31 protein-coding genes are annotated in these 22,528 nt (G+C 69.2%); 14 read left to right on the forward strand and 17 right to left on the reverse strand.

The window, feature by feature from the left end:
• Window positions 1–27: 27 nt before the first annotated feature.
• Complete coding sequence (locus AC1DMS_RS16035; RefSeq protein ID WP_478181382.1) at window positions 28–1,269, forward strand: acyltransferase family protein; 1,242 nt, start codon at window positions 28–30, stop codon at window positions 1,267–1,269.
• Here AC1DMS_RS16035 and AC1DMS_RS16040 read toward each other — a convergent pair.
• Complete coding sequence (locus AC1DMS_RS16040) at window positions 1,205–1,624, reverse strand: PaaI family thioesterase (protein WP_015866403.1); 420 nt, start codon at window positions 1,622–1,624, stop codon at window positions 1,205–1,207. The genes AC1DMS_RS16035 and AC1DMS_RS16040 overlap by 65 nt on opposite strands.
• A gap of 221 nt (window positions 1,625–1,845) precedes the next feature.
• Between AC1DMS_RS16040 and AC1DMS_RS16045 the strand changes: the two genes are divergently transcribed.
• Window positions 1,846–3,474, forward strand: coding sequence for a DUF4139 domain-containing protein (locus tag AC1DMS_RS16045; protein ID WP_478181383.1), 1,629 nt, complete (start codon window positions 1,846–1,848; stop codon window positions 3,472–3,474).
• Between the two features lie 18 nt (window positions 3,475–3,492).
• Here the strand turns inward: AC1DMS_RS16045 and AC1DMS_RS16050 are convergent, their stop codons facing one another.
• Together AC1DMS_RS16050 and ylqF are read right to left on the reverse strand one after the other, a co-directional pair.
• A complete protein-coding gene (locus AC1DMS_RS16050; RefSeq protein WP_015866405.1) occupies window positions 3,493–3,942 on the reverse strand; it encodes a Fur family transcriptional regulator in 450 nt (149 codons plus the stop codon).
• 35 nt (window positions 3,943–3,977) lie between these two features.
• Window positions 3,978–4,949, reverse strand: a complete 972-nt coding sequence (ylqF, locus tag AC1DMS_RS16055; protein ID WP_478181384.1) for a ribosome biogenesis GTPase YlqF — start codon at window positions 4,947–4,949, stop codon at window positions 3,978–3,980.
• Between the two features lie 172 nt (window positions 4,950–5,121).
• Between ylqF and bamE the strand changes: the two genes are divergently transcribed.
• The 3 genes from bamE to AC1DMS_RS16070 all read left to right on the forward strand — a co-directional run bounded on the left by bamE (window position 5,122) and on the right by AC1DMS_RS16070 (window position 6,754).
• Window positions 5,122–5,721: an outer membrane protein assembly factor BamE domain-containing protein gene (gene bamE / locus AC1DMS_RS16060; RefSeq protein WP_478181385.1), complete on the forward strand. Its 600-nt coding sequence runs from the start codon at window positions 5,122–5,124 to the stop codon at window positions 5,719–5,721.
• A 145-nt stretch (window positions 5,722–5,866) separates the two neighbouring features.
• The gene (locus tag AC1DMS_RS16065; protein ID WP_015866410.1) at window positions 5,867–6,295 is read left to right on the forward strand and encodes a CBS domain-containing protein; all 429 of its coding nucleotides are present in this window, start codon (window positions 5,867–5,869) and stop codon (window positions 6,293–6,295) included.
• A 99-nt stretch (window positions 6,296–6,394) separates the two neighbouring features.
• Window positions 6,395–6,754 (forward strand): HPF/RaiA family ribosome-associated protein, encoded by a 360-nt coding sequence (locus tag AC1DMS_RS16070; RefSeq protein ID WP_018906278.1) that lies wholly within the window; start codon window positions 6,395–6,397, stop codon window positions 6,752–6,754.
• On the opposite strand, the gene AC1DMS_RS16075 is transcribed toward AC1DMS_RS16070, so the two are convergent.
• The 7 genes from AC1DMS_RS16075 to AC1DMS_RS16105 form a co-directional block, all read right to left on the reverse strand.
• Window positions 6,741–7,211 carry a MerR family transcriptional regulator gene (locus tag AC1DMS_RS16075; RefSeq protein ID WP_015866412.1) on the reverse strand — a complete coding sequence of 157 codons (471 nt, stop codon included), beginning with the start codon at window positions 7,209–7,211 and terminating at the stop codon, window positions 6,741–6,743. The two genes, AC1DMS_RS16070 and AC1DMS_RS16075, sit on opposite strands and share 14 nt — an antisense overlap.
• A complete protein-coding gene (locus AC1DMS_RS16080) occupies window positions 7,201–7,632 on the reverse strand; it encodes a nuclear transport factor 2 family protein (protein WP_015866413.1) in 432 nt (143 codons plus the stop codon). Before AC1DMS_RS16080 ends, AC1DMS_RS16075 begins: the two co-directional genes overlap by 11 nt.
• A gap of 103 nt (window positions 7,633–7,735) precedes the next feature.
• A complete protein-coding gene (locus tag AC1DMS_RS16085) occupies window positions 7,736–8,659 on the reverse strand; it encodes an SDR family NAD(P)-dependent oxidoreductase (RefSeq protein ID WP_478084050.1) in 924 nt (307 codons plus the stop codon).
• A 106-nt stretch (window positions 8,660–8,765) separates the two neighbouring features.
• On the reverse strand, window positions 8,766–9,146 hold the full coding sequence (locus tag AC1DMS_RS16090; RefSeq protein ID WP_018906274.1) for a response regulator transcription factor: 381 nt from the start codon (window positions 9,144–9,146) through the stop codon (window positions 8,766–8,768).
• A gap of 180 nt (window positions 9,147–9,326) precedes the next feature.
• On the reverse strand, window positions 9,327–10,883 hold the full coding sequence (gene gshA / locus AC1DMS_RS16095) for a glutamate--cysteine ligase (protein ID WP_015866416.1): 1,557 nt from the start codon (window positions 10,881–10,883) through the stop codon (window positions 9,327–9,329).
• Window positions 10,884–11,003: 120 nt separating this feature from the next.
• Window positions 11,004–11,303, reverse strand: coding sequence for a putative quinol monooxygenase (locus tag AC1DMS_RS16100; protein ID WP_015866417.1), 300 nt, complete (start codon window positions 11,301–11,303; stop codon window positions 11,004–11,006).
• The gene (locus AC1DMS_RS16105; protein WP_478181386.1) at window positions 11,300–11,971 is read right to left on the reverse strand and encodes an alpha/beta hydrolase; all 672 of its coding nucleotides are present in this window, start codon (window positions 11,969–11,971) and stop codon (window positions 11,300–11,302) included. The genes AC1DMS_RS16100 and AC1DMS_RS16105 overlap by 4 nt, the downstream gene beginning before the upstream one ends.
• A 110-nt stretch (window positions 11,972–12,081) precedes the next feature.
• Between AC1DMS_RS16105 and AC1DMS_RS16110 the strand changes: the two genes are divergently transcribed.
• From AC1DMS_RS16110 to AC1DMS_RS16120, 3 genes are read left to right on the forward strand one after another with little or no spacing between them, the layout of a single operon-like run.
• Window positions 12,082–12,549 carry a Fur family transcriptional regulator gene (locus AC1DMS_RS16110; protein ID WP_015866419.1) on the forward strand — a complete coding sequence of 156 codons (468 nt, stop codon included), beginning with the start codon at window positions 12,082–12,084 and terminating at the stop codon, window positions 12,547–12,549.
• Between the two features lie 57 nt (window positions 12,550–12,606).
• Window positions 12,607–13,272, forward strand: a complete 666-nt coding sequence (locus AC1DMS_RS16115; RefSeq protein ID WP_028256215.1) for a glutathione S-transferase — start codon at window positions 12,607–12,609, stop codon at window positions 13,270–13,272.
• Window positions 13,273–13,308: 36 nt separating this feature from the next.
• Complete coding sequence (locus tag AC1DMS_RS16120) at window positions 13,309–14,412, forward strand: M14 family metallopeptidase (protein ID WP_478181387.1); 1,104 nt, start codon at window positions 13,309–13,311, stop codon at window positions 14,410–14,412.
• Window positions 14,413–14,427: 15 nt separating this feature from the next.
• Here AC1DMS_RS16120 and AC1DMS_RS16125 read toward each other — a convergent pair whose 3' ends face one another.
• From AC1DMS_RS16125 to AC1DMS_RS16135, 3 genes are all read right to left on the reverse strand, one after another.
• Window positions 14,428–15,225 carry an enoyl-CoA hydratase/isomerase family protein gene (locus AC1DMS_RS16125; RefSeq protein ID WP_028256213.1) on the reverse strand — a complete coding sequence of 266 codons (798 nt, stop codon included), beginning with the start codon at window positions 15,223–15,225 and terminating at the stop codon, window positions 14,428–14,430.
• 65 nt (window positions 15,226–15,290) lie between these two features.
• On the reverse strand, window positions 15,291–15,716 hold the full coding sequence (locus AC1DMS_RS16130; protein ID WP_062366262.1) for a hypothetical protein: 426 nt from the start codon (window positions 15,714–15,716) through the stop codon (window positions 15,291–15,293).
• A 73-nt stretch (window positions 15,717–15,789) separates the two neighbouring features.
• On the reverse strand, window positions 15,790–16,062 hold the full coding sequence (locus AC1DMS_RS16135; RefSeq protein ID WP_028256211.1) for a DUF2164 domain-containing protein: 273 nt from the start codon (window positions 16,060–16,062) through the stop codon (window positions 15,790–15,792).
• 99 nt (window positions 16,063–16,161) lie between these two features.
• Here AC1DMS_RS16135 and AC1DMS_RS16140 point away from each other — a divergent pair, with 99 nt between their 5' ends.
• Together AC1DMS_RS16140 and AC1DMS_RS16145 are read left to right on the forward strand one after the other, a co-directional pair.
• The gene (locus AC1DMS_RS16140) at window positions 16,162–17,358 is read left to right on the forward strand and encodes a YncE family protein (RefSeq protein WP_418145736.1); all 1,197 of its coding nucleotides are present in this window, start codon (window positions 16,162–16,164) and stop codon (window positions 17,356–17,358) included.
• A 29-nt stretch (window positions 17,359–17,387) separates the two neighbouring features.
• The gene (locus tag AC1DMS_RS16145; protein ID WP_015866426.1) at window positions 17,388–17,591 is read left to right on the forward strand and encodes a hypothetical protein; all 204 of its coding nucleotides are present in this window, start codon (window positions 17,388–17,390) and stop codon (window positions 17,589–17,591) included.
• Window positions 17,592–17,624: 33 nt separating this feature from the next.
• Here the strand turns inward: AC1DMS_RS16145 and AC1DMS_RS16150 are convergent, their stop codons facing one another.
• Together AC1DMS_RS16150 and AC1DMS_RS16155 are read right to left on the reverse strand one after the other, a co-directional pair.
• Window positions 17,625–18,533, reverse strand: a complete 909-nt coding sequence (locus AC1DMS_RS16150; protein WP_015866427.1) for a DUF808 domain-containing protein — start codon at window positions 18,531–18,533, stop codon at window positions 17,625–17,627.
• Between the two features lie 99 nt (window positions 18,534–18,632).
• On the reverse strand, window positions 18,633–19,151 hold the full coding sequence (locus AC1DMS_RS16155; protein WP_018906264.1) for a GNAT family N-acetyltransferase: 519 nt from the start codon (window positions 19,149–19,151) through the stop codon (window positions 18,633–18,635).
• A 93-nt stretch (window positions 19,152–19,244) separates the two neighbouring features.
• Between AC1DMS_RS16155 and AC1DMS_RS16160 the strand changes: the two genes are divergently transcribed.
• From AC1DMS_RS16160 to AC1DMS_RS16170, 3 genes are read left to right on the forward strand one after another with little or no spacing between them, the layout of a single operon-like run.
• Window positions 19,245–19,394: a hypothetical protein gene (locus AC1DMS_RS16160; RefSeq protein WP_015866429.1), complete on the forward strand. Its 150-nt coding sequence runs from the start codon at window positions 19,245–19,247 to the stop codon at window positions 19,392–19,394.
• Window positions 19,391–19,696 carry a VF530 family protein gene (locus tag AC1DMS_RS16165; RefSeq protein ID WP_319438792.1) on the forward strand — a complete coding sequence of 102 codons (306 nt, stop codon included), beginning with the start codon at window positions 19,391–19,393 and terminating at the stop codon, window positions 19,694–19,696. The genes AC1DMS_RS16160 and AC1DMS_RS16165 overlap by 4 nt, the downstream gene beginning before the upstream one ends.
• Entirely contained in the window at window positions 19,693–19,974 is a 282-nt protein-coding gene (locus AC1DMS_RS16170; protein WP_319426968.1) for a 2Fe-2S iron-sulfur cluster-binding protein, read from the forward strand. The genes AC1DMS_RS16165 and AC1DMS_RS16170 overlap by 4 nt, the downstream gene beginning before the upstream one ends.
• 28 nt (window positions 19,975–20,002) lie before the next feature.
• On the opposite strand, the gene AC1DMS_RS16175 is transcribed toward AC1DMS_RS16170, so the two are convergent.
• Window positions 20,003–21,196, reverse strand: coding sequence for an MFS transporter (locus AC1DMS_RS16175; RefSeq protein WP_307591921.1), 1,194 nt, complete (start codon window positions 21,194–21,196; stop codon window positions 20,003–20,005).
• A gap of 224 nt (window positions 21,197–21,420) precedes the next feature.
• Between AC1DMS_RS16175 and AC1DMS_RS16180 the strand changes: the two genes are divergently transcribed.
• Window positions 21,421–22,098 carry an RluA family pseudouridine synthase gene (locus tag AC1DMS_RS16180; protein ID WP_478181388.1) on the forward strand — a complete coding sequence of 226 codons (678 nt, stop codon included), beginning with the start codon at window positions 21,421–21,423 and terminating at the stop codon, window positions 22,096–22,098.
• Here the strand turns inward: AC1DMS_RS16180 and AC1DMS_RS16185 are convergent.
• Window positions 22,082–22,525 (reverse strand): universal stress protein, encoded by a 444-nt coding sequence (locus tag AC1DMS_RS16185; RefSeq protein ID WP_015866434.1) that lies wholly within the window; start codon window positions 22,523–22,525, stop codon window positions 22,082–22,084. The genes AC1DMS_RS16180 and AC1DMS_RS16185 overlap by 17 nt on opposite strands.
• Between the last annotated feature and the right edge of the window lie 3 nt (window positions 22,526–22,528).

Raw genomic sequence — 22,528 nt, forward strand, 5'->3', positions numbered from 1 at the left:
GCGGCGGGTGGACACAACCATCGGCCGATGAGCACCACCCCAGCCCCCCTGCCCGACCGGCGGCACGACATCGACGCGCTGCGCGCGCTGGCCTTCCTGCTGGTCATCCTGTACCACGTGGCGATGTACTACGTGGCCGACTGGCCCTGGCACCTCAAGAGCCCGCATGCAGCCGAATGGCTGCAGTGGCCGATGCGCATGCTCAACCTCTGGCGCATGGACCTGGTGTTCCTGGTCTCGGGCGTGTCGCTGGGCTTCCTGAGCCGCAGCCACGGCACCTGGAGCCTGCTGCGCAGCCGCGGCGTGCGGCTGATGCTGCCGCTGGCCTTCGGCATGGCGGTGGTCGTGCCCTACCAGGCCTATGCGCAAGGCGTGGCCAGCGGCCTGGTGGCGCCGGGCTTCGGCGCCTTCCTGCTGCGCTATCTTTCGATGGGCGATCCGTGGCCGAAGGCGGCCTTCGACGGCGCGGAGTTCGGCATCACCTGGAACCACCTCTGGTACCTGCCCTACCTGTTCAGCTACACGGCGCTCATCGCGCTGACGCTGCCGCTGTGGCGGTCACCCGCCGGCCAGTGGATGCGCCGCCGATTCAACGGGCTGCGCGGCTGGAAGCTGCTGCTCCTGCCGGCGCTTCCGCTGCTGGTCTGGACGATGCTGCTGGCGCGGCACTTTCCGCCCACGCACAACCTGGTCCGCGACTTTCACCTGCACAGCATCTACTTCACCGTGTTCCTCTACGGCTACTGGATGGGCGTGGACACGGGCGTGTGGCGCGAACTGGAGCGCCTGCGTCGGGTGTCGCTGGCGCTGGCGGCGGCGGCGATCACCACCTTCATCGTGCTGCGGCTCGGCGCCAAGGGCCCGCCCTCCGGCGTACCGATGGACGCCCTGCGCATGCTCTACCTGTGGCTGGCGGTCGCCACCATCCTGGGCCACGGCCACCGCCACCTGAACCGTCCGTGGCCCTGGCTGCGCTGGGCCAACGAGTCGGTGTACCCGTGGTACGTGCTGCACCAGACGCTGATCATCGCGGGCGTTGCGCTGCTGGCTCCGCTCGCGCTGGGGCCGGTGCTGGAGCCCACGCTGCTGGTCGCGCTGACCATCGTGGGCTGCTGGCTGCTCAACGACGGGCTGATCCGCCGCTTCAACGGGCTGCGGCCGCTGTTCGGGCTCAAGCGCCGGCGCGCCAGCGCCAAGACCGCAGTCACTTTGCGGGCGGAGGCGCTTCCACCGGAACCAGGATGGCAGTCCCCGTCGCCACGAGCTTGAGGCTGTCGCCATCGCCCTGGCCATAGAGCTCGGCGGTGGTGAACACCTGCTTGCGCCCCGCCTTCACTACCTTGCCGCGCGCGATGAAGGCACGGCCCAGCGCGGGCGACAAACAGTTCACCGAGAAATGCGAGGCCAGCACGCGGCCCGCCACCGTGGCGGCCGCGAAGCCGCAGGCGGTGTCGAGCATGGCGCCGATCAACCCGGCATGCAGGAAGCCGGCGTACTGGCCCATGTCTTCCTCGCGCCATTGCATGCGCAATTCGGCCTCGCCGTCGGCGGCGCGCGTGACCTCGAAGCCGGCCCAGCGGTTGAAGGCAGCGGTCTTGTTGATGGCCTGGATGGTGTCGAGCATGGAAGGTCTCCTTGGAGCGGAAATGCACGGGCGATGCGCACGAGCCACTCTACGAAGCGCAGCCGCCATGCCTCGTCGCGCGCGCGACCGGCCGCGGCGCCGCGGTTGCGTTGGCGACAGCAACGCCCGCGTCGAAAAAATTCCGCGAAGGCTTAACCCCGTTGGACGAGCCCGGCCGTATGAGTGGAGACAAGCCATCCATCCACTTCCGAAGGTTCTCCATGCAAGCACCCTCCTCCGCCTTCTTTCTTCTCCGTGCCACCTTCGCCGCCACCGCCTGGCTGGCGGCAAGCGCCGGCGCCCATGCGCAAGCCGCAGCCGACAACTCGCGCATCACCCAGGTCAAGGTCTACCCCGGCAGCGCCACGGTGGAGCGCGTCGCGCGGGTGGCGGCCGGCAGCCGGTCGGTCACCTTCGCCTGCCTGCCCGCGAGTCTCGACGTGCAGAGCCTCCAGGTGTCGGCCGGCGCATCGGTGCGCGTGGGCGAGACCTCGGTGCTCAGCGAGGCGCGCGAACTGTCGCCCCGCTGCGCCACCAGCGCGCTCGACGGCCGCATCCGCGAACTCGAAGACCAGAAGGCCGCCCTGCAGGCCGAGACCGATGCGCTCGGCATGGTGACGGGCTACCTCAAAGGCCTCTCGGGCGGCAGCGGCGAATCGGCCCAGGGCGCCCGCGCGCCGATGGATGCACGCAACCTCGCGGCCATGGCCGAGGCGATGCGCCGCACCGGGCAGGACTCATTGCTCAAGCAGCACCAGATCCAGCGCAGGCAGGCCGACATCGACCGGCAGCTCAATCCGCTGCTGGCCGAACGCAAGCGCTCGCAAGGCCACGGCGCGCAGGTGATGGCCGTGACCGTGACGCTGGCCGCCAGCGCCGATGCCGACGTGAAGCTGAGCTACCAAGTCGCCGGCCCCGGCTGGACGCCCAGCTACCGCGCGCTGCTCGACACCGCCACGAGCAAGGTGCGCATCGAGCGCCAGGCGCTGGTGGCGCAGGCCACGGGCGAAGACTGGCGCGGCGTGAAGCTGGTGCTCTCCACCGGCCAGCCGCGCCGCGAAACCGCGGGCCGCACGCCCACGGCGTGGCGCATCGGCATCGAGCCGCCGCCGCGTGTCCAGGGGGGCATGGCCGCGATGATGGCACCGGCGCCCGCCGCGCCCGCCGCATCCGCCGACCGGCTTGCCATGGCCGAGGCCACGGAGCCCCTGTTCGACGTGAACGTGTTCGACAACAGCTTTGCCACCGAATTCGCGGTGCCGCAGAGCATCGACGTGCCCTCCAGCGGCCAGCGCGTGACACTGGCGCTGGGCCAGCACGAAGACACGGCCAAGCTCGCGGCCCGCACCAGCCCGCGCGTGGATGCCAGCGCGTTCCTGGTGGCCGAGCTCGCGCAGCCGGCCGGCGTATGGCCGGCCGGTGCGCTGCAGCTCTACCGCGACGGCAACTTCGTCGGCAGCGGCCGGTGGAGCGCGCCGAGCGACGCCAGGCTCACGCTCTCCTTCGGCCGCGACGAACTGGTGCGCGTGCAGGCCGAGCCCGAGAACGACAGCCAGGGCACCGGCGGCTTTGCCGGCTCGCGCGCCGAGCGCAAGGTGCAGCGCGCCTACGTGGTGGAGAACCGCCACCGCACGCCGATCGCGGTGCAGGTGCTCGAGGCGGCCCCCGTCTCGGTCGACGAGCAGGTGCGCGTGGCTGCGCAGTTCTCGCCGCAGCCGGCCGAACTGGCCTGGAACAAGCAGCCCGGGCTTGCCATGTGGCGCTTCGACCTGGAGCCCGGAAAGACCGCGCGCGTCGCGGCCGACTACAGCATCAGCTACCCGAAGGACGCGCGCCTGCAGATGCGCTGACCTGCCTGCCGCCGGGCGTCAGTGGGCCTTGGGCGACCGCGCCTTGCGGGCGGCACCGGCGCAGGCCGCGCACACGCCGTGCAGCGTCACTTCATGGCTCTTCACCTGGAAGCCCTTGGGCACCAGGTCGGTCATCGGCCCGGGGCAGGCATGCAGCATGAAGACCTGCCCGCAGCTGCTGCAGTGAAAGTAGTGATGGTGGTGGTCGGCCTCTTCGCCGTGCTGGTGCGAATGGCGGTGCGCATCGGGCTTGCAGGCCACTTCGTAGCGCGCCGGCTCGCCGGGCAGCTCGACCTTGGCGATCTCGCCGTCGGCCAGCAGCATGGAGACCTGGCGGTACACGGTGGAGAGGCTGATCTCGGGCACGATGGCGCGGGCGCGCTCGAGGATTTCAGGTGCGGTCAGCACCAGGCCGGTGTCGCTGAAGGCCGAGAAGACCGCGTTGCGTTGGCGCGTGAGGCGTTGCATGGCTCGATGATAGTGGGCGGGTGGCCTCCGGCCGGTCAGTCCGGCCGTGGCCCTTCGCCCTCGGCCGATTCGGCAGCCGGCTTGCGCTTCTTGCCGCGCGCGGCCTTCTTGGCCGCACGCTCCGCATCGGCGCGCAGCCCCTCCGCGAGCCACTGCGCAAACTCCTCGGGCGTCTCGAGCGTGACGCGCCCGAGGTTGCCCGCGCGGAACTCGTGCATCACGATCTCGGCCGCCTTCTGCAGGTTGACGCGGCCCTTGCCCAGCAGCGCGCCGCGCTTGCGGCCGATGGCGTCGAGCACTTCCTCGTCCTTCATGGCGGCAATGGCCGCGGCATCGAGCTCGGCCAGCTTGAAGCGCTCGGTGATGCCCGCCGCGTAGTGCGTCTTCAGATAGTTGAGCAGTTCCAGCGCCACTTCTTCCTCGTCGAAGGCATTGCGCCCGACGGCGCCGCTGGCCGCCAGGTTGTAGCCGCTCTTGGGCACCACGATGCGCGGCCACAGCATGCCGGGCGTGTCCCACAGGTAGAAGTCGTCGGCCAGCGTGATGCGCTGCTCCAGCTTGGTGATGCCGGCCTCGTCGCCGGTCTTGGCCTTGCGGCTGCCGGTGAGCGTGTTGATGAGCGTCGACTTGCCGACGTTCGGAATGCCGCAGATCAGCACGCGCATCGGCTTGGCCATGCCGCCGCGGTTGGGCGAGAGCTCGTGGCAGGCGCGCACGATGGCCTGCGCGGGCGTGGTCAGGCTCGCGTCGAGCGCAATGGCGCGCGTGGCGGGCAGCGCGTTGTAGTGCGCAAGCCAGAGCGCCGTGCGCGCCGGGTCGGCCAGGTCCTGCTTGTTGAGCACCTTGAGCGTGGGCCGGCCGGAGGTGAGTTCGGCCAGCATCGGGTTGGCGCTGGAGCCGGGCAGGCGTGCGTCGAGCAGCTCGATGACCACGTCGATGTCCTTCACCCGCTCGGTGATGGCCTTCTGGGTCGTGTACATGTGCCCGGGGAACCACTGGATCGCCATCGATGGGTGTTCTTTCTTTCGCTCTGTGGGGGAAGGTTGGCCCGAAGGCCGGTGCGCATTGTGGGCTTTGTGTAGCTGCGCAGGCCCATTTTGCCTGTGCCCGGGCGCACCGCGCCCTCTAGAATCCGCGCGCTGCATGCGCAGCCACTTTCAATAAATACGAGGGAAATCCATGTTCAAGCGCCTTGCCGCTGCCGCCCTGCTGGCAGCCGCCGTCGTTCCCGCGACCGTCGTCCATGCCCAGCGTCCCTCGCCGCCGCCGGGCCCGCTGGTCAGCGGCTACCTGTGCTGCAACATGCGCACCTACGGCAACTCGATCAGCGACATCAACTACGACGAGCAGGGCACCAGCATCGTGGCCGTGGGCACGCCGGCGCGCATCACGGGTTACGACTTCCGCTGGTTCAACCTCGATCTCGCGGGCAAGCCCCAGCGCATCAAGAACGACTACAGCCGCAACATCACCCTGATCGACTTCGCGCAGCGCTACGTGGTGACCGAAGACCCGAAGCAGAAGATGGCGACCTTCGCACCCGCCGTGCGCGACGCCATCATGGCCGGAAAGGTGGCGCCCGGCATGACGCGCGAACAGGTGCTGATGGCCATCGGCTACCCGGTGGCCAGCGAGAACCCCAGCCTCGATGCGCCCATCTGGCGCTACTGGCGCGACAGCTGGTCGGAGTACCAGGTGAGCTTCGACGACAAGGGCCTGGTCAAGGCCGTGGTGGGCGACCCGGTGGCGCTCAGCCGCGTGCTCGCAGCAACACCTTAGTTCGCTTCAGCGCGCGTCGCGGTGCGGCGCGCGCAATCCCCTAGAGGTTTTTGCATCGCGGGGGACGGTTCCGCCCCTATCATTTGACCGGGTGCGGCGCATGGACGCGCCGGCCCGAGCCAAACTTTTTGATGGAGCTACCGCGATGAAACCCGTCTCCGAACTGCTCAAGCGCCACGATTCCGCGGCCTGGCGCACCTCGCCCGACACCAGCGTGTTCGATGCGCTGGCCACCCTGGCGCGCTTCGAGGTCGGCGCGCTGATGGTGATGGACGGCGACCGGCTGGTGGGCTTCCTGTCCGAGCGCGACTACACCCGCAAGGTGGCGCTGCAGGGCAAGAACTCCAAGGAGATGAAGGTCTCCGAGATCATGACGCCCGACGTGATGACCGTGACCCCGCAGACCCGCACGCGCGCCTGCATGGCGCTGATGAGCCAGCGCAAGTTCCGCCACCTGCCGGTGGTCGACGGCGCCAAGGTGGTGGGCATGATCTCCATCCAGGACCTGATGGACGACATCATTGCCGACCACGAGGAAACCATCGCCCAGCTCACGACCTATATCCAGAGCTGAATCCCGCCTCGTCCCGGGGGTTGGGGAACACGCTACGCGTACCCGGGGCGTTCAGGGTGCACAGTAGGGCTTCGTTCATCCATCATCAGGGACAAGACAATGCAGATCCAGGTCAACACGAGCAACGGCGTCAACAACAAGGATGCGCTGGAGCGCTGGGCCGACGCGGAAATCAAGCAGCAGCTGGGCCGCTTCGTCGACGACGTCACCCGCGTCGAAGTGCATCTGAGCGACGAGAACCACGACAAGGCCGGCGGCGGAGACAAGTGCTGCGTGATGGAAGCACGCCTGGCCCACCACCAACCGCTGGCCGTCACCCAGCACGCCACCACCCTGGACGAGGCCTTCCGCGGCGCGGCCGACAAGCTCAAGCGCCTGCTCGACAACACGCTGGGCCGCCTGAACAACCACCGCGACCGCGATTCGATCCGCAAGGACACGGGCTTCATCGCGGAGTAGGCGGCCGGCCGCCGCGCCTTTTCTGCCCGGGCGGCGGCGCGCGCGGCGCTTCGGCGGGCAGCAGCGGCGGCCTGTGGCCGCTCTGCATCCAGTCGTCGTAGAAATCGATCTTGCGCTCGACCAGCGACAGCGCCTGGTTCCAATCCGCGATGGTCTCGGCCACGCGCGCGCGGTGCGCGGCCAGCAGGTCGCGGCGCTGGCGCAGCGTGGCCTTGCCCTGCAGCGCGAGCGCGGTGTATTCGCGCATCTCGGCAATCGACATGCCGGTGCGGCGCAGCCGGTCCATCAGGTCGAGCCAGCCGACGTGCAGCTCGCCATACAGGCGCCGCCCGCCCTCGTCGCGCACCACGCCCGGCACCAGGCCCTGCGTTTCGTACCAGCGGATGGCATGCACGGTGCGGCCGGTGCGCTGGGCCAGCTCGCCGATGTGGAATGGGGTGCCGCCCTCAGCCGGCATGGGCAGGAACCGCAGCCGGCGGCGCCTCGAGCGCCCGCTCGACCAGCGCGGTGTCGAAGTACTCGGTCAGCTCTTTCACCTTGCCTCCTTCGATGCGGTAGATGTAGCAGTAGCGGTTGTTGTAGCGCTTGCCGGCCCGGGTGGGCACGTCGCCGCTGAACAGCACCACCACCCGGTCGCCCTCGGCAATGATGCGCTCGGTCCTGCTCACATAGGGGCCCGCAAACTGCGCGAACAGCGGCTTGAGCAGCTCTTCGCGGATCGCGACCTTGCCCGCGTAGGTGCGCGACCACGGCGTGCTGCCTTCGAGCGTCCAGCGGGCGTCGTCGGCCAGGCTGTCGATGAAGAACTGGCCGTTGCCCTGGTCCAGCTCGGAATGGATGCGCTGCACCAGCGCCCTGCTGTCGTCTGTCGTGTTCATGGCTGCTTTCCCCGGATGGATGAATGAAACCGGAAGGCCCGGTGAATCCATTGGAAATGCTCGAGTGCACTCGAGGTCAAGCGGCCATGGACCGGATGGCGGATCAGCCCTTGCGGGCGTTCGCCATCGCCTTGCCGACCTCGTTGCTGCCCTGGGCCGAGCCGCTCTGCGGCACGATCTCGCCCTCGCGCGAAGTCACTTCGGCGAGCCGCGCGGCCAGCTGCTCGGGCGTGTCCGCGCCGATGCCGAGCCAGGCGCCCTGCGTCAGCGTGATGTGGGCGGCCTCGAAGGTGCCGGCGCCGGCGCAGAGAATGGTGCGGTTCGGCGCGTTCTCGGCCGCCAGCACCAGCATGGCGGGCACCACGGCCTCGGGCTTGAGCGCGTCCAGCACTTCCTGCGGCATCAGCCCCTCGGTCATGCGGGTGGCCGCGGTCGGCGCCAGGCAATTGACGCGGATGTCGTTCTTTGCGCCTTCGATGCTCAGCGTCTGCATGAGCCCCACCAGCGCAAGCTTGGCGGCGCCGTAGTTGCTCTGGCCGAAGTTGCCATAAAGGCCGGACGACGACGTGGTCATGACGATGCGGCCGTATTTCTGCTCGTTCATGAGCGCCCAGACGGCCTTGGTGCAGTTCACCGCGCCCATCAGGTGCACGTCGACCACCAGCTTGAAATCGGCAAGCTCCATCTTCGCAAAGCTCTTGTCGCGCAGGATGCCGGCGTTGTTGACCAGGATGTCGACCCGGCCCCAGGCGTCGACCGCCTGCTTCACCATGGCCTGCACCGCCTCGAAATCGGTGACGGAGGCGCCGTTGGCCATCGCCTCGCCGCCCGCGGCCTCGATCTCGTCGACCACGGCCTGCGCCGCGCTCACCGAGGCGCCGGAGCCGTCGCGGGCGCCGCCCAGGTCGTTGACCACCACCCTGGCGCCGCGCGCCGCCAGGGCCAGCGCATGCTGGCGGCCCAGGCCGCCGCCCGCGCCGGTCACGATGGCCACTCGGCCCTTGAAGTCGATGGTGCTGTTGCTCATCTCGCTGCTTTCTTTCCTTGGGAATGGGTGTGCCGAAGGCCGCCACGGCGGCCGCGTGGCGTTTTACCCCAGAAAGGCGTCCCGGCGGGACCACCCGGAAGCGGGCTCAGTCGCGCGCGTGACGCAGCGTTTCGCAGTAGGCCACCAGCTGGTCGAGCTCGGCGGACTTGTCGAAGAAGGCATCGGCGCCCAGCTGCGCGGAGCGCTGGCGCATCTCGGAGGTGGCGTAGTTGCTCAGCACCACGACCTTCTGCTTGGCCGCGCGGTGGCGGCAGGCCCGGACCACGCCCAGGCCGTTGCCGTGCTCCAGGAAAAGATCGACGATGGTCAGGTCCCAGTCGTCGCGGTGATGGTCGAGCCAGTGCACGGCTTCTTCCTCGCTGCTGGCGCAGGCCACCACGTCCGCATCGGCCACGTCGTGCAGGAAGCCGACGAGGTTTTCGCGAATGAGCGGGCTGTCCTCGACAAGGTAGGCCTTGAAAGTCATGCCGCAATCTCCGGCCGAACCATGGGCCGGAATCGAAATCTGAAGCTGGCGGGTTGCATGCCGCCCATGGTCGCCCCGGCAGCGGCGGCCACGGTGGGCGATGCCGGCCAATGCCTGTAGGCCATCGCGCTTCGCGCCTGTCGTCAGGCGGGCCGTGTGGCAGTGGGACGCGCCGGGCGCTCAGGCCGCGACGGCCACCCGCCCGCGACCGATTCCCAGGCGCGCGGGGGACACGTACTGCTCCCGGTAGATCTCGAAAGGCATGGTGTCGGCGGCCTCGATGCGCTTTTGCTCCTGGATCGATTCCTCGGTCATGCGCTCGAATTCGGCCTGCTGCTCGGCCGAGAACGGCAGCGCCAGCAGCGTGGCGCGGGTCTGCTCCGCCTGCGCCCGCACGAAGCCGATGAAGGAATTGCCGTGCTGCTCTTCGACCGCCGCCAGCACCCGCGCCGAAGGCAGGCTGCCGGGGTCCTGCAGCGCGGCCAGTGCGGCGTGCACCGCATCGGCATGCTGCGTGCCGCCGCTCGCGGCGTCGAGCGCGGCGGCGATGGGCCGGCATTGCTCGACCAGCTCGATGCCCCAGTCGGCCAGGCCCACTTCGCGGCCGCCGCGCAAGAGCTGCAGGCCCGGCTCGCGTCCGCGCGCCGCCGTCAGGTGCTGGTTGTGGGCCAGTTCGGCGATTTCCTGGGGCGTGTCGGCCGGGCTGTCGCTCAGGAGGCACTGCAGCAGGAACACATCGAGAAAGCGCATGGTCTGGGCATTGATGCCCACGGGCTCGAAGGGGTCGAGGTCCATCAGCCGCACCTCGACGTATTCGACGCCGCGCTCGCGCAGCGCATGCAGCGGGCGCTCGCCGGAGTGGATCACGCGCTTGGGGCGGATGGTGCCGTAGAACTCGTTCTCGATCTGCAGCAGGCTGGTGGCCAGCTGGTTGTAGTCGCCGCCGAGGTTGCGGATGCCGATGGCCTCGTAGGCCGGCCAGGGCCGCGTGAGTGCGTCCTGCAGCGAGGCGCCGTAGCCCTCGAGGCTGTTGTAGCTCACGGCCAGCGAGGCCTGGGCGTCGCTCTGGTAGCCCAGGCGCCCCATGCGCAGCGAGGTGCCGTGCGGCATGAACATGCTGCCGTCGCCCAGCGGCTGCAGCTCGTGCGGGCGCCCCGCGACAAAGCTGGAGCACAGCGCGGGCGAAGCGCCGAACAGGTACAGCAGCAGGAAGGCATGGCGCCGGAAGTTGCGGATGAGCGCGAAATACTGTTCGCTCGACACGTCGGGCAGCGACCAGTTGTAGTGGATGCCCGAGATGGTCTGCATGCGCCGCCCGTAGCGGTGGCTCAGCCCCATGCGGTAGACGCTCTTGGCGCGCCCGACGTTCGAGGAGCCGTAGCGCCCGATGGGAATGGTCTCGTCGGTCGGCAGGCCGCAGGGCATGCTCGAGACCCAGAGGCGCTCGTCGCCGAGCGAGTCGAGCACGCGGTAGGTGAACTGGTGGACGCGCGTGAGCTCCTCCAGCGCCGACTCGGCGCTGGCATGCACGCCCGTGATGAGCTCGAGCTGCGATTCGCTGAAGTCGGTGGTGATGTGCGGATGGGTCAGCGCCGATCCCAGGGCCAGCGGGTGCGGCGTGAGCGCGAGCTTGCCGTCCGGCAGCGCGCGCAGGCTTTCCTTCTCGATGCCGCGCCGCATGCCCTTCAACCGCGCGGCTGAGAGCGCACCCAGCCTCTCCTGCAATCTGCTGCTCATATTGTTATGACCCGTCAATCTCTGAGGGGCTGGAAGGTAGCACGGCCGCGCGGGCGCTGCTCGTGCAGGGAATCCCGCCATCCGCTATGCTGCGCGCCGCTATTGTTTTGATAGCTTGGCTCATGCGGGCTCGATCTCTTCCGACTGGTAGATGGAGATCTGCGGCGTGCCGTCGGCCATGGCGGCCAGCGCCTTGCCGAAGGCGCGCGACGCCTCGACGCGGAAATGCGCCTTCAGCGCCGCCATGTCGCTCCAGCGCTCGACGAAGCTCAGCCGCAGCGGCTGCTGCACGTCGGCGCTGACCTCGTGCGAGATGCAGCCGGGCTCGGTGCGCGAGCGCAGCACGTGCTCCACGCTGATGGCCAGCATCGCCTGCAGGGTTTCGGGTTTCGCCATGGCGTGTCCGATGACGAGGATCATTTTTTTGTCTCCAGTACATGCAGAAGAAAGCGGTTCAGGTCGGCGATCTCGTCCATGCAGACCGAGTGCGCCATCGTGTACTCATGCCACTCGACGGGATAGCCCAGCGCGGCGAGCGCGTCGCGCGACCGCAGCGCCGCTTCGAGCGGCACCACCGGGTCCTGCCGGCCATGGGCCAGGAAGACCGGCGTGTCGTGGTTGGCCGCATGCCGCTCGGCCGCGGTCGTGGCGGCAATCGGCAGGTAGCCCGAGAGGCCGACGATGCCGGCCAGCCGCTCGGTGTGGCGCAGGCCCGTCATCAGCGCCATGGCGCAGCCCTGCGAGAAACCCGCCACCACGATGCGGTTGGCCGCGATGCCGCGGGCCTTCTCGCTGGCGATCAGCGCCTCGATCGCGGCCTGCGAGCGGCGCAGGCCCGCCTCGTCCTCGCGCGCCACCAGGTCGGCCATGGCAATGTCGTACCAGGCCGGCATGCGGTAGCCGCCGTTGATGGTGACGGGGATCACCGGTGCATTGGGAAACACGAAGCGCACCGGGCCCACGCTCGAGAGGTCGAGCTCGTTGGCAATCGGCACGAAATCGTTCCCGTCGGCGCCCAGGCCGTGCATCACGATGACCGTGGCGGTGGGATTCGGAGCGGTCTCGATTTCGATCGGGGAGCTGGACATGGTCGGTAGAAGGTATTCAAAAAACGCGAAAAACCAGACCTTAGCGCATTCGGGCCGCCCAGGGCGCGGGCTCACGGAATGCAACACAATGTCGGTTCCACGGAAAACCCATGAGCCCGCATCCGAAGCCCCCCATTGCCGCGACGACGCCCGACAGCGAAACCCTGCTGCGCAGCAGCGGTCTGCGCGTGACGCGCGCCGCGCAGACCGTGCTCGAATTGCTGGAGCACGCCTCGCAGCCGCTCACGCACGACGACGTGGTGGCCGCCTACACCACGGCCACCGGGGAGGCGCCCGACCGTGTCACGGTGTACCGCGTGCTCGACCGCCTGGTTGATGCCGGCCTGTGCGACCGCCGCGTGGGGGCGGACCGCGTCAACCGCTTTTCGCGCCATGTGGAAGCCGCGTCGGGCAACACCTTCGAATGCGACCAGTGCCACAAGGTGCTCGCGCTCCCCTCCGATCCCGAGCTGCCCAAGGTGATGAGCCGGCTCGGCCGCGAGCTGCGCAAGCAGGGCATCGACACCCGCCACACCGCGCTCACGCTGCATGGCACCTGCGGGGAATGCAGGGGCTGAGGGAGCAGGCGCCAGGCACCCATGCGGCCAGGTTGCGCGCATAGACTCCTGCGCTCGATGCAAGACCCTCGCCTGCCCATCCTCTACAGCTTTCGCCGCTGCCCCTACGCGATGCGTGCCCGGCTCGCCTTGGCCGCGAGCGGTGAGCATTGCGAGCTGCGCGAAGTGGTGCTGAAGAACAAGCCGCCCGACATGCTCGCCGCCTCGCCCAAGGGCACGGTGCCGGTGCTGGTGCTGCCCGATGCCGCCGTGCTGGAGCAAAGCCTGGACATCATGCGGTGGGCGCTGGGCCGCAACGATCCGCTGCGCTGGCTCGCACCCGAGGCGGGCACGCTCGACGGCATGCTCGCGCTCGTGGCCGCGTGCGACAACCACTTCAAGCCGCAGCTCGACCGCTACAAGTACCCGGGCCGCTTCGCGGACGCGCCCGCCGGCGATGCGCGCGAACTGGGTGCGCAGTTCCTGCTGGAGCTGGAAGCCCGGCTCGCCAGCGGCTCCGGGCCGCAGCTCTTCGGCGCGCGCGCGGCGCTGGCCGATGCCGCCGTCATGCCCTTCGTGCGGCAGTTCGCGATGGTCGAGCCCGCATGGTTCGAAAGCCAGCCCTGGCCGCTGCTGCGCGCCTGGCTCGCGGGCTGGACGACCTCGCCGCTGTTCGAGCGCGCGATGCACAAGTACGCGCCCTGGGCCCCGGGCGAAGCAGGCGCCGCCTACCCGCCGGCCTGACAGCCCCCCTACATCCACGCACAGGAGCCACCACCCATGCACACCCCCTCCACCGCCGCCACCCGCCATTTCTCGGGCACGTACGCCGAGGCGCGCGCCAAGTTCCTCGATGCCGCGGCAATGCGCGGCGCCGCGGTCGAATCCTTCGTGCTGCCGACGCACCGCGGCGCGCTCGGCGAGGAGCTGGCGACCGACGTGGCGCTGATCGGCGCCAGGGATGCGAAGAAGCTGCTGCTCGTCACCTCGGGCACGCACGGCCCCGAGGGCTTCTGCGGCTCGGGCGCGCAGCTTGCCACGCTGCACGACGCCGACCTGCTGGGGCGGCTCCAACAAGCGGACGTGGGGCTGCTGCTGGTGCATGCGGTCAATCCGCACGGCTTCTCGCACCTGCACCGCACCAACGAGGACAACATCGACCTGAATCGCAACCACATCGACTTCGGCGCGCCGCTGCCGGTGAACGCGGAGTACGCCGAGGTCGAGCCGCTGGTGCTGCCCGCCAGCTGGCCGCCCACTGCCGCCGACGATGCCGCCATGGCGGCCTACATCGAAAAGCACGGCATGCGGGCTTTCCGCGCGGCCGTCACCCGGGGCCAGTACAGCTCGCCCGACGGCCTGTTCTACGGCGGCACCGCGCCCTCGTGGAGCAACCGCACGATGCGCGCCATCCTGCGCAGCTATGCCGCGTCGGCCAGGCACATCGGCTGGATCGACATCCACACCGGCCTCGGCCCCTACGGCCATGGCGAGAAGATCTACCCCGGCCGCAATGCGCCGGCCGATCTTGCGCAGGCGCATGCCTGGTGGGGTGCCGACGTGTTCGCGCCCTTTGCCGGCGACTCGGCCTCGGCCGACGTGTCGGGGCCGGTGGTTTCCATCGCCTACGACGAGTGCCCCGATGCGAGCATCGCGCCCATGGGCCTGGAGTTCGGCACGCTGCCCGACAGCGAGGTGCTGACCCGCCTGCGCGCCGACACCTGGCTGCGCCGCCATCCCGAGGCGCCCGAGGCGCAGAAGCGCGAAATCCGCCAGCAACTGCGCGATGCCTTCTACTGCGATAACGACGAATGGAAAGGCATGGTGCTCGGCCAGACGCGCGTGGTGCTGCTGCAGACGCTGCAGGGCCTGAAGAAGGCCTGATTCGGCGAGTGGACTTCAGCCGAAGTTCGGCGCGCGCCGCTCGCGCAGCGAGGCCACTCCCTCGCGCACGTCGGCGCCCGCGAAGCCCATGAATTCGAGCGCCAGCGAGGCATCGAAGGCCGGGCCGGCCTGGCGCAGCCAGTTGTTGAGCGCGTACTTGGTCAGGCGGATCGCGCTCTGGCTGCCGACCGCAAGCCGGTCGGCCACCTCGTAGGCGCGCGGCAGCAGTTCGGCCTCGTCCACCGCGAGCGACACCAGGCCGATGCGCTCGGCCTCCGCGCCGCTCACCGGCTCGCACAGCAGCAGGTGGTACTTGGCCTTGGCCATGCCGCACAGCAGCGGCCAGACGATGGCCGCGTGGTCGCCCGCCGCCACGCCCAGGCGCGTGTGGCCGTCGACGATCTTCGCGTCCCTGGCGGCAATCGAAATGTCGGCCAAAAGCCCCGCCACCAGGCCCGCGCCCACGGCCGGGCCGTGCATGGCGCTCACGATGGGCTTGTCGCAGTTGATGATGTTGTAGACCAGGTCGCGCGCCTCTTTCCAGACGCGCTGGCGCACCGCGTCGTCGGTGGTCATGTCCTGCACCATGGCCAGGTCGCCGCCGCCCGAGAAGCCCAGCCCCTCGCCCCGCAGCACCGCGCAGCGCACCGTGTCGTCGGCCGCCACGTCGCGCCAGATCTCGGCCAGTTCGCGGTGGCCGTCGTGGCCGGCCGTGGGCAACTTGCCGTTGGCCGCGCGCATCTGGATGTCGAGCACCGCGCCATGGGCGCCGCGGCGCGTGATGGCAAGGGTCTGGTAGCGTGTGTATTCCATGGCGTGTCTCCGCCCCGCAGCGCCTGCCTGCGGGGACTTTCATTTTTCGTCGAAGGACGGGGCGCCTATTTTCGCGCCGCCACCTCGCGGCAGCGCTGCACATTGGCCTCGAAGCGCGGTGCCAGCCCGGGCTCGCATCCATCGCTCGCGGGATTGAGCCTGCACATGCCGACGACCACGTAGTCCATCACCGCCTCGGTGCACATCGGGTACTTGGCCAGGTCGGGATTGGCTTGCGCCTTGAAGCCCCAGCGCTCGGAGAACTCCACCGTGCGGGCCATCGCACCGTGGAAGAAGCTGCGGTCCCTGGCCGCGATGGCGGCCTCCATGCGCGGCAGCTCCTCGTTCAGGTAGCCGACCGAATCCAGCGGGAACGACGCCGGGTCCTGCTGGGCGGCCGCAAGGGAAGCGGCCAGGACGAGCGGCAAGGCGGCAAGGGTGCGCAGCAGCGAGGAAGGCGCAGAACGCGAAATGGGACGGTGTGGTTGCATGGCTTGGGATTTTGCAACGTTTGGAAGCATCTTTGAACGCCGGGCGATGCGTGCGCACGACGCCTGGCGCGGGCTACCGGCTCTTTTTCTGCCGATCGAATTTGCGCCAGTACTGGAACTCGTCCTCGTGCACTTCGAGGTCGACCTCCGAGATGCGCGACTGCAGCCGCTCCTGCACGTCGGCCACGGCCTTGTTGTAGACGATGGGGCCGACCTCTTCAAGAAAGAAACCGAGCAGCGCGCCGGCCGCGATGTTGCCGATCTTCTCGTCCATGTTCTCGTTGAAGTAGCGCTCGATCGACGCGATGGCCTGCTGGCGGGCTTCCTTGGAGATTTCGATGGTCATGCGTGCGGCTCTCGCTGGTGGATCGATCGATTGTGCCGCTACCATGCGCTGCGGCCCCAGGGCCGGCACGACAACAACATACAACACGGAGACCGCCCCATGAAGTTTCGCCCCGCCGCACTGGCGACCCTTGCCCTGGCCGCACTCGCCGCGGTTTCGGGCTGCACCAATCTGACCCCCGCCACGGCGCAGCGCCAGCTGATGCTGGTCGCCAACGACGAGAAGCAGTCGTGGAGCGACGCCGGCGCCGTGATCCTCGCGCCGATGGGGCGCGACACGGTGCAGGTGCTGGACATCGGCACCGATCCGCTGGCGCCCAGGCTCGTCGGCAGCCTGCAGCTGGACAACACCATCGCCGGACCGCCCGTCAACCTCGCGATCACCCCCGGCGAAACGCTGGCGCTGGTGGCCAACTCGCTCAACGTGGTGGAAGAGAACGGCGTGCGCCGGCAGGTGCCCGACAACCGCCTGTTCGTGATCGACCTGAGCACCACGCCGCCCAGGCTGATCGACACGCTCACCGTGGGCAAGCAGCCCTCGGGCCTGTCGATCAACCGCGCCGGCAACCTCGCGCTGGTGGCCAACCGCGCCGACAACTCGGTCAGCGTGCTGCGCATCGCGGGCAAGCAGGTGACGCTGATCGACACCGTCGCCATGGGCGACTCGGTGGCGCACGTGCGCTTCACGCCCGATGGCAAGCGCGCGCTGGCGGCCAAGTTCACCAGCCACAAGATCGCGCTGCTCGAGGTCAACGGCGAGAAGGTCAGCTACAACAAGGTCGACCTCGCGGCGGGCCTGTGGCCCTACAACGTCGACGTGACGCCCGATGGCAAGCTCGCGCTCACGGCCGACAACGGCAACTCGGGCGCATCGGACGGACAGGTCGATACGGTGAGCGTGATCGACCTCGAAGCGGTGCCGCCGCGCGTGGTCGACAAGGTGGTGGTCGGCGACGGGCCCGAGGGCCTGGCCGTGAGCCCGACCGGCAAGCATGCGGTGGCCGTGATCCTGCGCGGCAGCAACTCGGCAAAGAACGCCTACTTCTACCACCGCAACGGGTCGGTGGTGCTGCTGAAGATCGACGGCAAGAAGGTCTCGCGCGCCAACGAGGTGGTGGTGCGCGGCCTGCCCGAAGGCGCCGTGTGGAGCGCCGACGGCCAGTACCTCTACGTGGGCAACTTCATCGACCAGGACATCACGATCCTGCGCGTGGACGGCGACACGCTGGTGCCCACGGGCAAGTCGTTTGCACTGCAGGGCCATCCGGCCGCAATGCGCGGGACAATGTCGCACTGACGCAACCCACCACCCCAGACGAAGAAGCCATGGCGCAACCCAAACGACAACTCCGCACGCTCGAGCGCGGCATTCTCTGCCTCGTGATCGGCGCCGCCGTTCTGCTGGCGCCGCGCTTCCTGCAGGGCACGCGCTGGTTCGAGATGGTGGCCGGCGCCTACCTGGTCGGCTGGTTCGCGCTGGTGCTGGGCGTGGCGCTGGTGGTGGTCGGGCTGGTCCGGCGCGGCAAGTAGCGCGGCAACGGGCCGGCCCGCAGCCGGCAGGGCTCAGCCCTTCTTGCCGCGCAGCTTGCCGGCGAGCTCCACGCACGCCAGCACGATGGCGCCCGCCACGATGCCGATGCCCGCATTCACCCCCATCGACCCGATTGCGCCGAACACGCCGCCGGTGGCCTTGGCCCAGTCTTCGACGGCATGGCCGAGGGCCGGCACGCCGTGCACCAGGATGCCGCCGCCCACCAGGAACATGGCCGCGGTGCCGGCCACCGACAGCGCCTTCATGAGCCAGGGCGCGGCCGCGAGGATGCCGCGGCCCAGGGCCTGCGCGGCCTTGCTCGCCTTCCGGCTCAGGTAGAGGCCCGCGTCGTCGAGCTTTACGATGCCGGCCACCAGGCCATAGACGCCGATGGTCATGACCAGTGCAATGCCCGCCAGCACGGTGAGCTGCGTGAGAAAGGACTGGCCCTGCACGGTGCCCAGCGTGATGGCGATGATCTCGGCCGAGAGAATGAAGTCGGTGCGCACCGCGCCCTTGATCTTGTCCTTCTCGGCCGCCACCACGTCGACGGCCTCGTCGGCCACGGCGCGCTCGTGGCGCGCGGTGTCGGCCTCATGCGCCTGCCTGTGCAGGAACTTGTGGGCGAGCTTCTCGAAGCCCTCGAAGCAAAGGAAGGCACCACCCACCATCAGGAGCGGCGTGACCAGCCAGGGCAGCCAGGTGCCGATGGCCAGCGCCGCGGGCACGAGGATGAGCTTGTTGACGAACGAGCCCTTGCACACCGCCCAGACCACCGGCAGCTCGCGGTCGGCCTTGACGCCCGAGACCTGCTGCGCATTGAGCGCAAGGTCGTCGCCGAGCACGCCAGCCGTCTTCTTGGCGGCCACCTTGGTGAGGACCGAGACGTCGTCCAGGACGGTGGCGATGTCGTCGAGCAGCAGAAGCAGGCTGGTGGCCATGGCAAGGGTCGGTGTGGAAAAAAAAGAAGCGGCGAGCTTAGCCGCAACCGCGGCGCGCGCCGGCAATACCCGTACGCGGCCGGCCGCCGGGCTCAGGCGTCAGGCAACGCTGCGCTTGAGCCGGATTTCCTCGACCCGCACCGTGCCCAGCGCGGTGGTCTTGGCGGTCTTCATTTCGCGCTTGAAGCCGGCGAGCTCGAAGAAGCGCATGGCGCGGTCGTTGCGGATGGGCACCCAGGCCGTGACCGTGGTGCAGCCCTCTTCCTCGAGGCCTTCGCGCGCGGCGTCCCAGAGGGCGACGCCGATGCCCTTGCCCCAATGCTCGGGCTTGACGTACAGGGCCCAGATCTCGCCCGTGGTGGACGGCGTCTTGGGGTCGCGCGAGCGGTCGAAGCCGACGAAGCCGACGATCTCGCCGTCCTGCACCGCCACCTGCACCTGCGGCTCGCTGAACTCGATGGCCTCGCGCCACTTGGCTTCGCGGGAGGCGGGCGCCAGCACGCGCAGCTCTTCTTCGGGCAGGATGCCTTCGTAGGCAGCCTTGGCGGCCAGGGCATGGACTTCGGCGACGGCCTTGGCGTCGCGCATGGTGGCGGGGCGAACTTCGTGATCTGACATGGATGCGGGGAAATCAAAAGGAACTGCGTATTGTCGCCGCACCGCTAAACTGCCCGCTACTACGCCGCATACGCAGCATCAAAAGGAGTCGATATGGCCAAGGGTCAACAGCGCGCAAACAAGGAAGCCAAGAAACCGAAGAAGGACACTTCGCCGCCCAAGCCGGTAGGCACCGGCGGCATCGAACCCGTCCGCACGATCACCACGGCGGTGATCCCGCGCGGCAAGCTCAAGAACAAGTGACCGACGAGGCCCCCGCCGGGCCGGCCCCGGCGCCCGCCAAGCCGGCCCAGCCCCGCAACCCGCTGCACGGGCTCACGCTGGAGGCCATCGTCACGGCGCTGGCCGACCACTACGGCTGGGAGCAGCTCGGCGAACTCGTTCCGATCCGCTGCTTCGCCATCGACCCGAGCGTGGGCTCCAGCCTCAAGTTCCTGCGCAAGACGCCCTGGGCGCGCGAGAAGGTCGAGAGCCTCTATCTCTTCATGCTGCGCGAACAGCGCCGCGAGCAGCAGCAGCAGCAACAACAGCCCCCGCAGCGATGAGGGTCCGGCTCGAACCGTCGGGCCTCGGCTTCGACGCCGAGGCCGGCACCACGCTCTTGAAATCGGCCGAGGCGGCCGGCATCGACATGCCGAGCTCCTGCCGCAACGGCACCTGCCGCACCTGCATCTGCCAGCTGGTGGCGGGCTCGATCCGCCACGTCATCGAATGGCCCGGCCTGAGCGCCGAGGAAAAGGCCGAGGGCTGGATCCTGCCCTGCGTGGCCGAGGCGCAGAGCGACCTCACGATCGATGCGCCCCAGGCGTTTTCGGTGTTCTGACGGCCGCGGCGCGGCGCCCTCCTCCCTCCTATTTGGCCGCCGCGGGCATCGCGACCACCAGCCGGTCGCGCTGCGCCAGCGACGGGAACAGCTTGAACCAGCCCAGCGCCACCATCATGGTTCCCACGCCGCCCACCACCACCGAGCCCACCGGCCCCAAGAGCGCCGCCGTGGCGCCCGATTCGAACTCGCCCAGCTGGTTGCTGGCGCCGATGAAGATCGAATTGACCGCACTGACCCGGCCGCGCATGGCGTCGGGCGTTTCGAGCTGGACCAGCGTCTGGCGGATCACCACATTGACCATGTCGGCCCCGCCGGACACAGCCAGCGCGATCAGCGAGACGATGAAGCTGCGCGAAATGCCGAACACCACCATGCACAGCCCGAAGAGCCCGACGGCCATCAGCAGCGTGCGGCCGATGTTGCGCTCGATGGGCCGGCGCGTGAGGGCGATCGACATCGCCAGCGCGCCCACCGCGGGCGCACCGCGCAGCAGGCCGAGTCCCCAGGGCCCCGTGTGCAGGATGTCCTTGGCGTAGATCGGCAGCAGCGCCACCGCGCCGCCCAGCAGCACCGCGAAGAGGTCGAGCGAGACGGCGCCGAGCACCGGCTTGCGCTTCCAGATGAAATCGACGCCCGCGAACACCGTGGCCAGCGTGACCGGCTCGCGCGCGGCCGGGGTGTAGGTATAGCGCAGCCGCAGCACCAGCGCACAGGCCACCGCGAAGCACAGCACGCTGGCGCCGTACACCACCGCCATGCCGGCCACGAACAGCAGGCCGCCGAGCGCCGGCCCGCCGATGATCGCGCCCTGCATGCCGGCCGAGCTGAAAGCCATGGCGCGCGGCAGCATCGCGGGCGGCACCAGCAGCGGCGTGAGCGCCTGTTGCGCCGGCATCTGGAAGGCCCGCACCGCGCCCAGCACCAGCGACAGGCCCAGCAGCAGGCCGCGCGTGTCGAAGCGCTGCACCACCGCGAGCAGCAGCACCAGCGCCACCAGCCCCTGCACCGCAAAGCAGGCCGCCACGATGCGGCCGCGGTGGTGGCGGTCGACCACATGGCCGGCCAGCAGCGCGAGCAGCAAGGCCGGCACGAACTGGTAGAGGCCCACCAGCCCGAGGTCCCAGGCGCTGCCGGTGAGTTCGTACATGTGCCAGCCGATGGCCACCAGCAGCATCTGCGAGGCCGCGGTGCCGAAGAGCCGCGCCACCCACATCTGCATGAACGCTCGCTCGCGCCGGAGTTCGGTGAAGCCCGGGGAAACGGGAGCGGAGGCGGGAGGAGAGGCGGGAGGAGAGGCGGGAGGAGAGGCGGGAGGAGAGGCGGGAGGAGAGGCAGGGCCGGACATCTGTTCGAGGATAGCCGAGGCTTCATGAGCTTCGCATGAGCGCAGCGCCAAGGTGCAGCAGCGAGCGCGGGCTCTGCTCTCTACACTCCGGGCTACCCATGCCGGACATCGACCTCATCCACGAAGACGCCCACCTGCTGGTGCTGAACAAGCCCGCCGGCCTGCTCTGCGTGCCCGGGCGCGGCGAAGACAAGCAGGACTGCCTGAGCGCGCGCGCCATGCGGCGCTGGCCCGATGCGCTCATCGTGCACCGGCTCGACATGGCGACCAGCGGGCTGGTGCTGATGGCGCGCGGCGCGGCCATGCAGCGTGCGCTCGGCGACGCCTTTGCCGAGCGCCGCGTGCACAAGCGCTACGAGGCCATCGTGGACGGTGCGATGCCGGTGCAGGACGAATGGTCGGTCATCGATGCGCCGCTGATGGCCGACTGGCCCAACCGCCCGCTGCAGAAGGTGGACCCGGCCGGCAAGCCGAGCCTCACGCGCTGGCGTGCGCTGTCGTCTTCGTCTTCAGCACCGGATGGGAATTCGCAGGCCACGCACCTGCTGCTGGAGCCGCTCACGGGGCGCTCGCATCAGTTGCGCGTGCACCTGCTGTCGATCGGCCATCCGATTCTGGGAGACGCGCTCTACGGCAGCGCCGATGTCCGGGCGCGTGCGCCGCGCCTGCTGCTGCATGCCAGCGAACTGGGCTTCGTGCACCCGGTCACGCAGCAGAGCCTTTGCCTGCAGAGCCCGTCCGGCTTCGATTTCTCTCGCCTTACAGCCCGCCCTTGACCACGAGCACCGGCATGGGCGCGTCCTGCAGCACGCGCTGCGTGACGCTGCCCAGCAGCAGCTTCTCGATGCCGCTGCGCCCGTGCGAGCCCATCACGATCAGGTCGGCCGCAATGGCAATGGCGGTGTCGACGATGCCTTCGTGCACCACGTGGCCGTCGATCACGCGCTGGTCGCTGTGCAGGCCCTCGGCGGCGAGCGCCGCCACGCCGCGGGCGAGCGCCGCATTCGCGCTTGCGGTGGCCGCGGCCAGGTATTCGTTCTGGCCCAGCGCATAGTCCGCACCCACGCCGATGAAGGGGTAGTTGTCGATCACGTGGATCAACGTGATGCGGCTTCCGAACGCCAGCGCCAGGCCGCTGGCCTTGCTGACCGCGAGCATGGAAGTTTCGGAGCCGTCGATCGGAACCAGGATGTGATTGAACATGGC

Source organism: Variovorax sp. 05T418 (genome assembly GCF_056396385.1).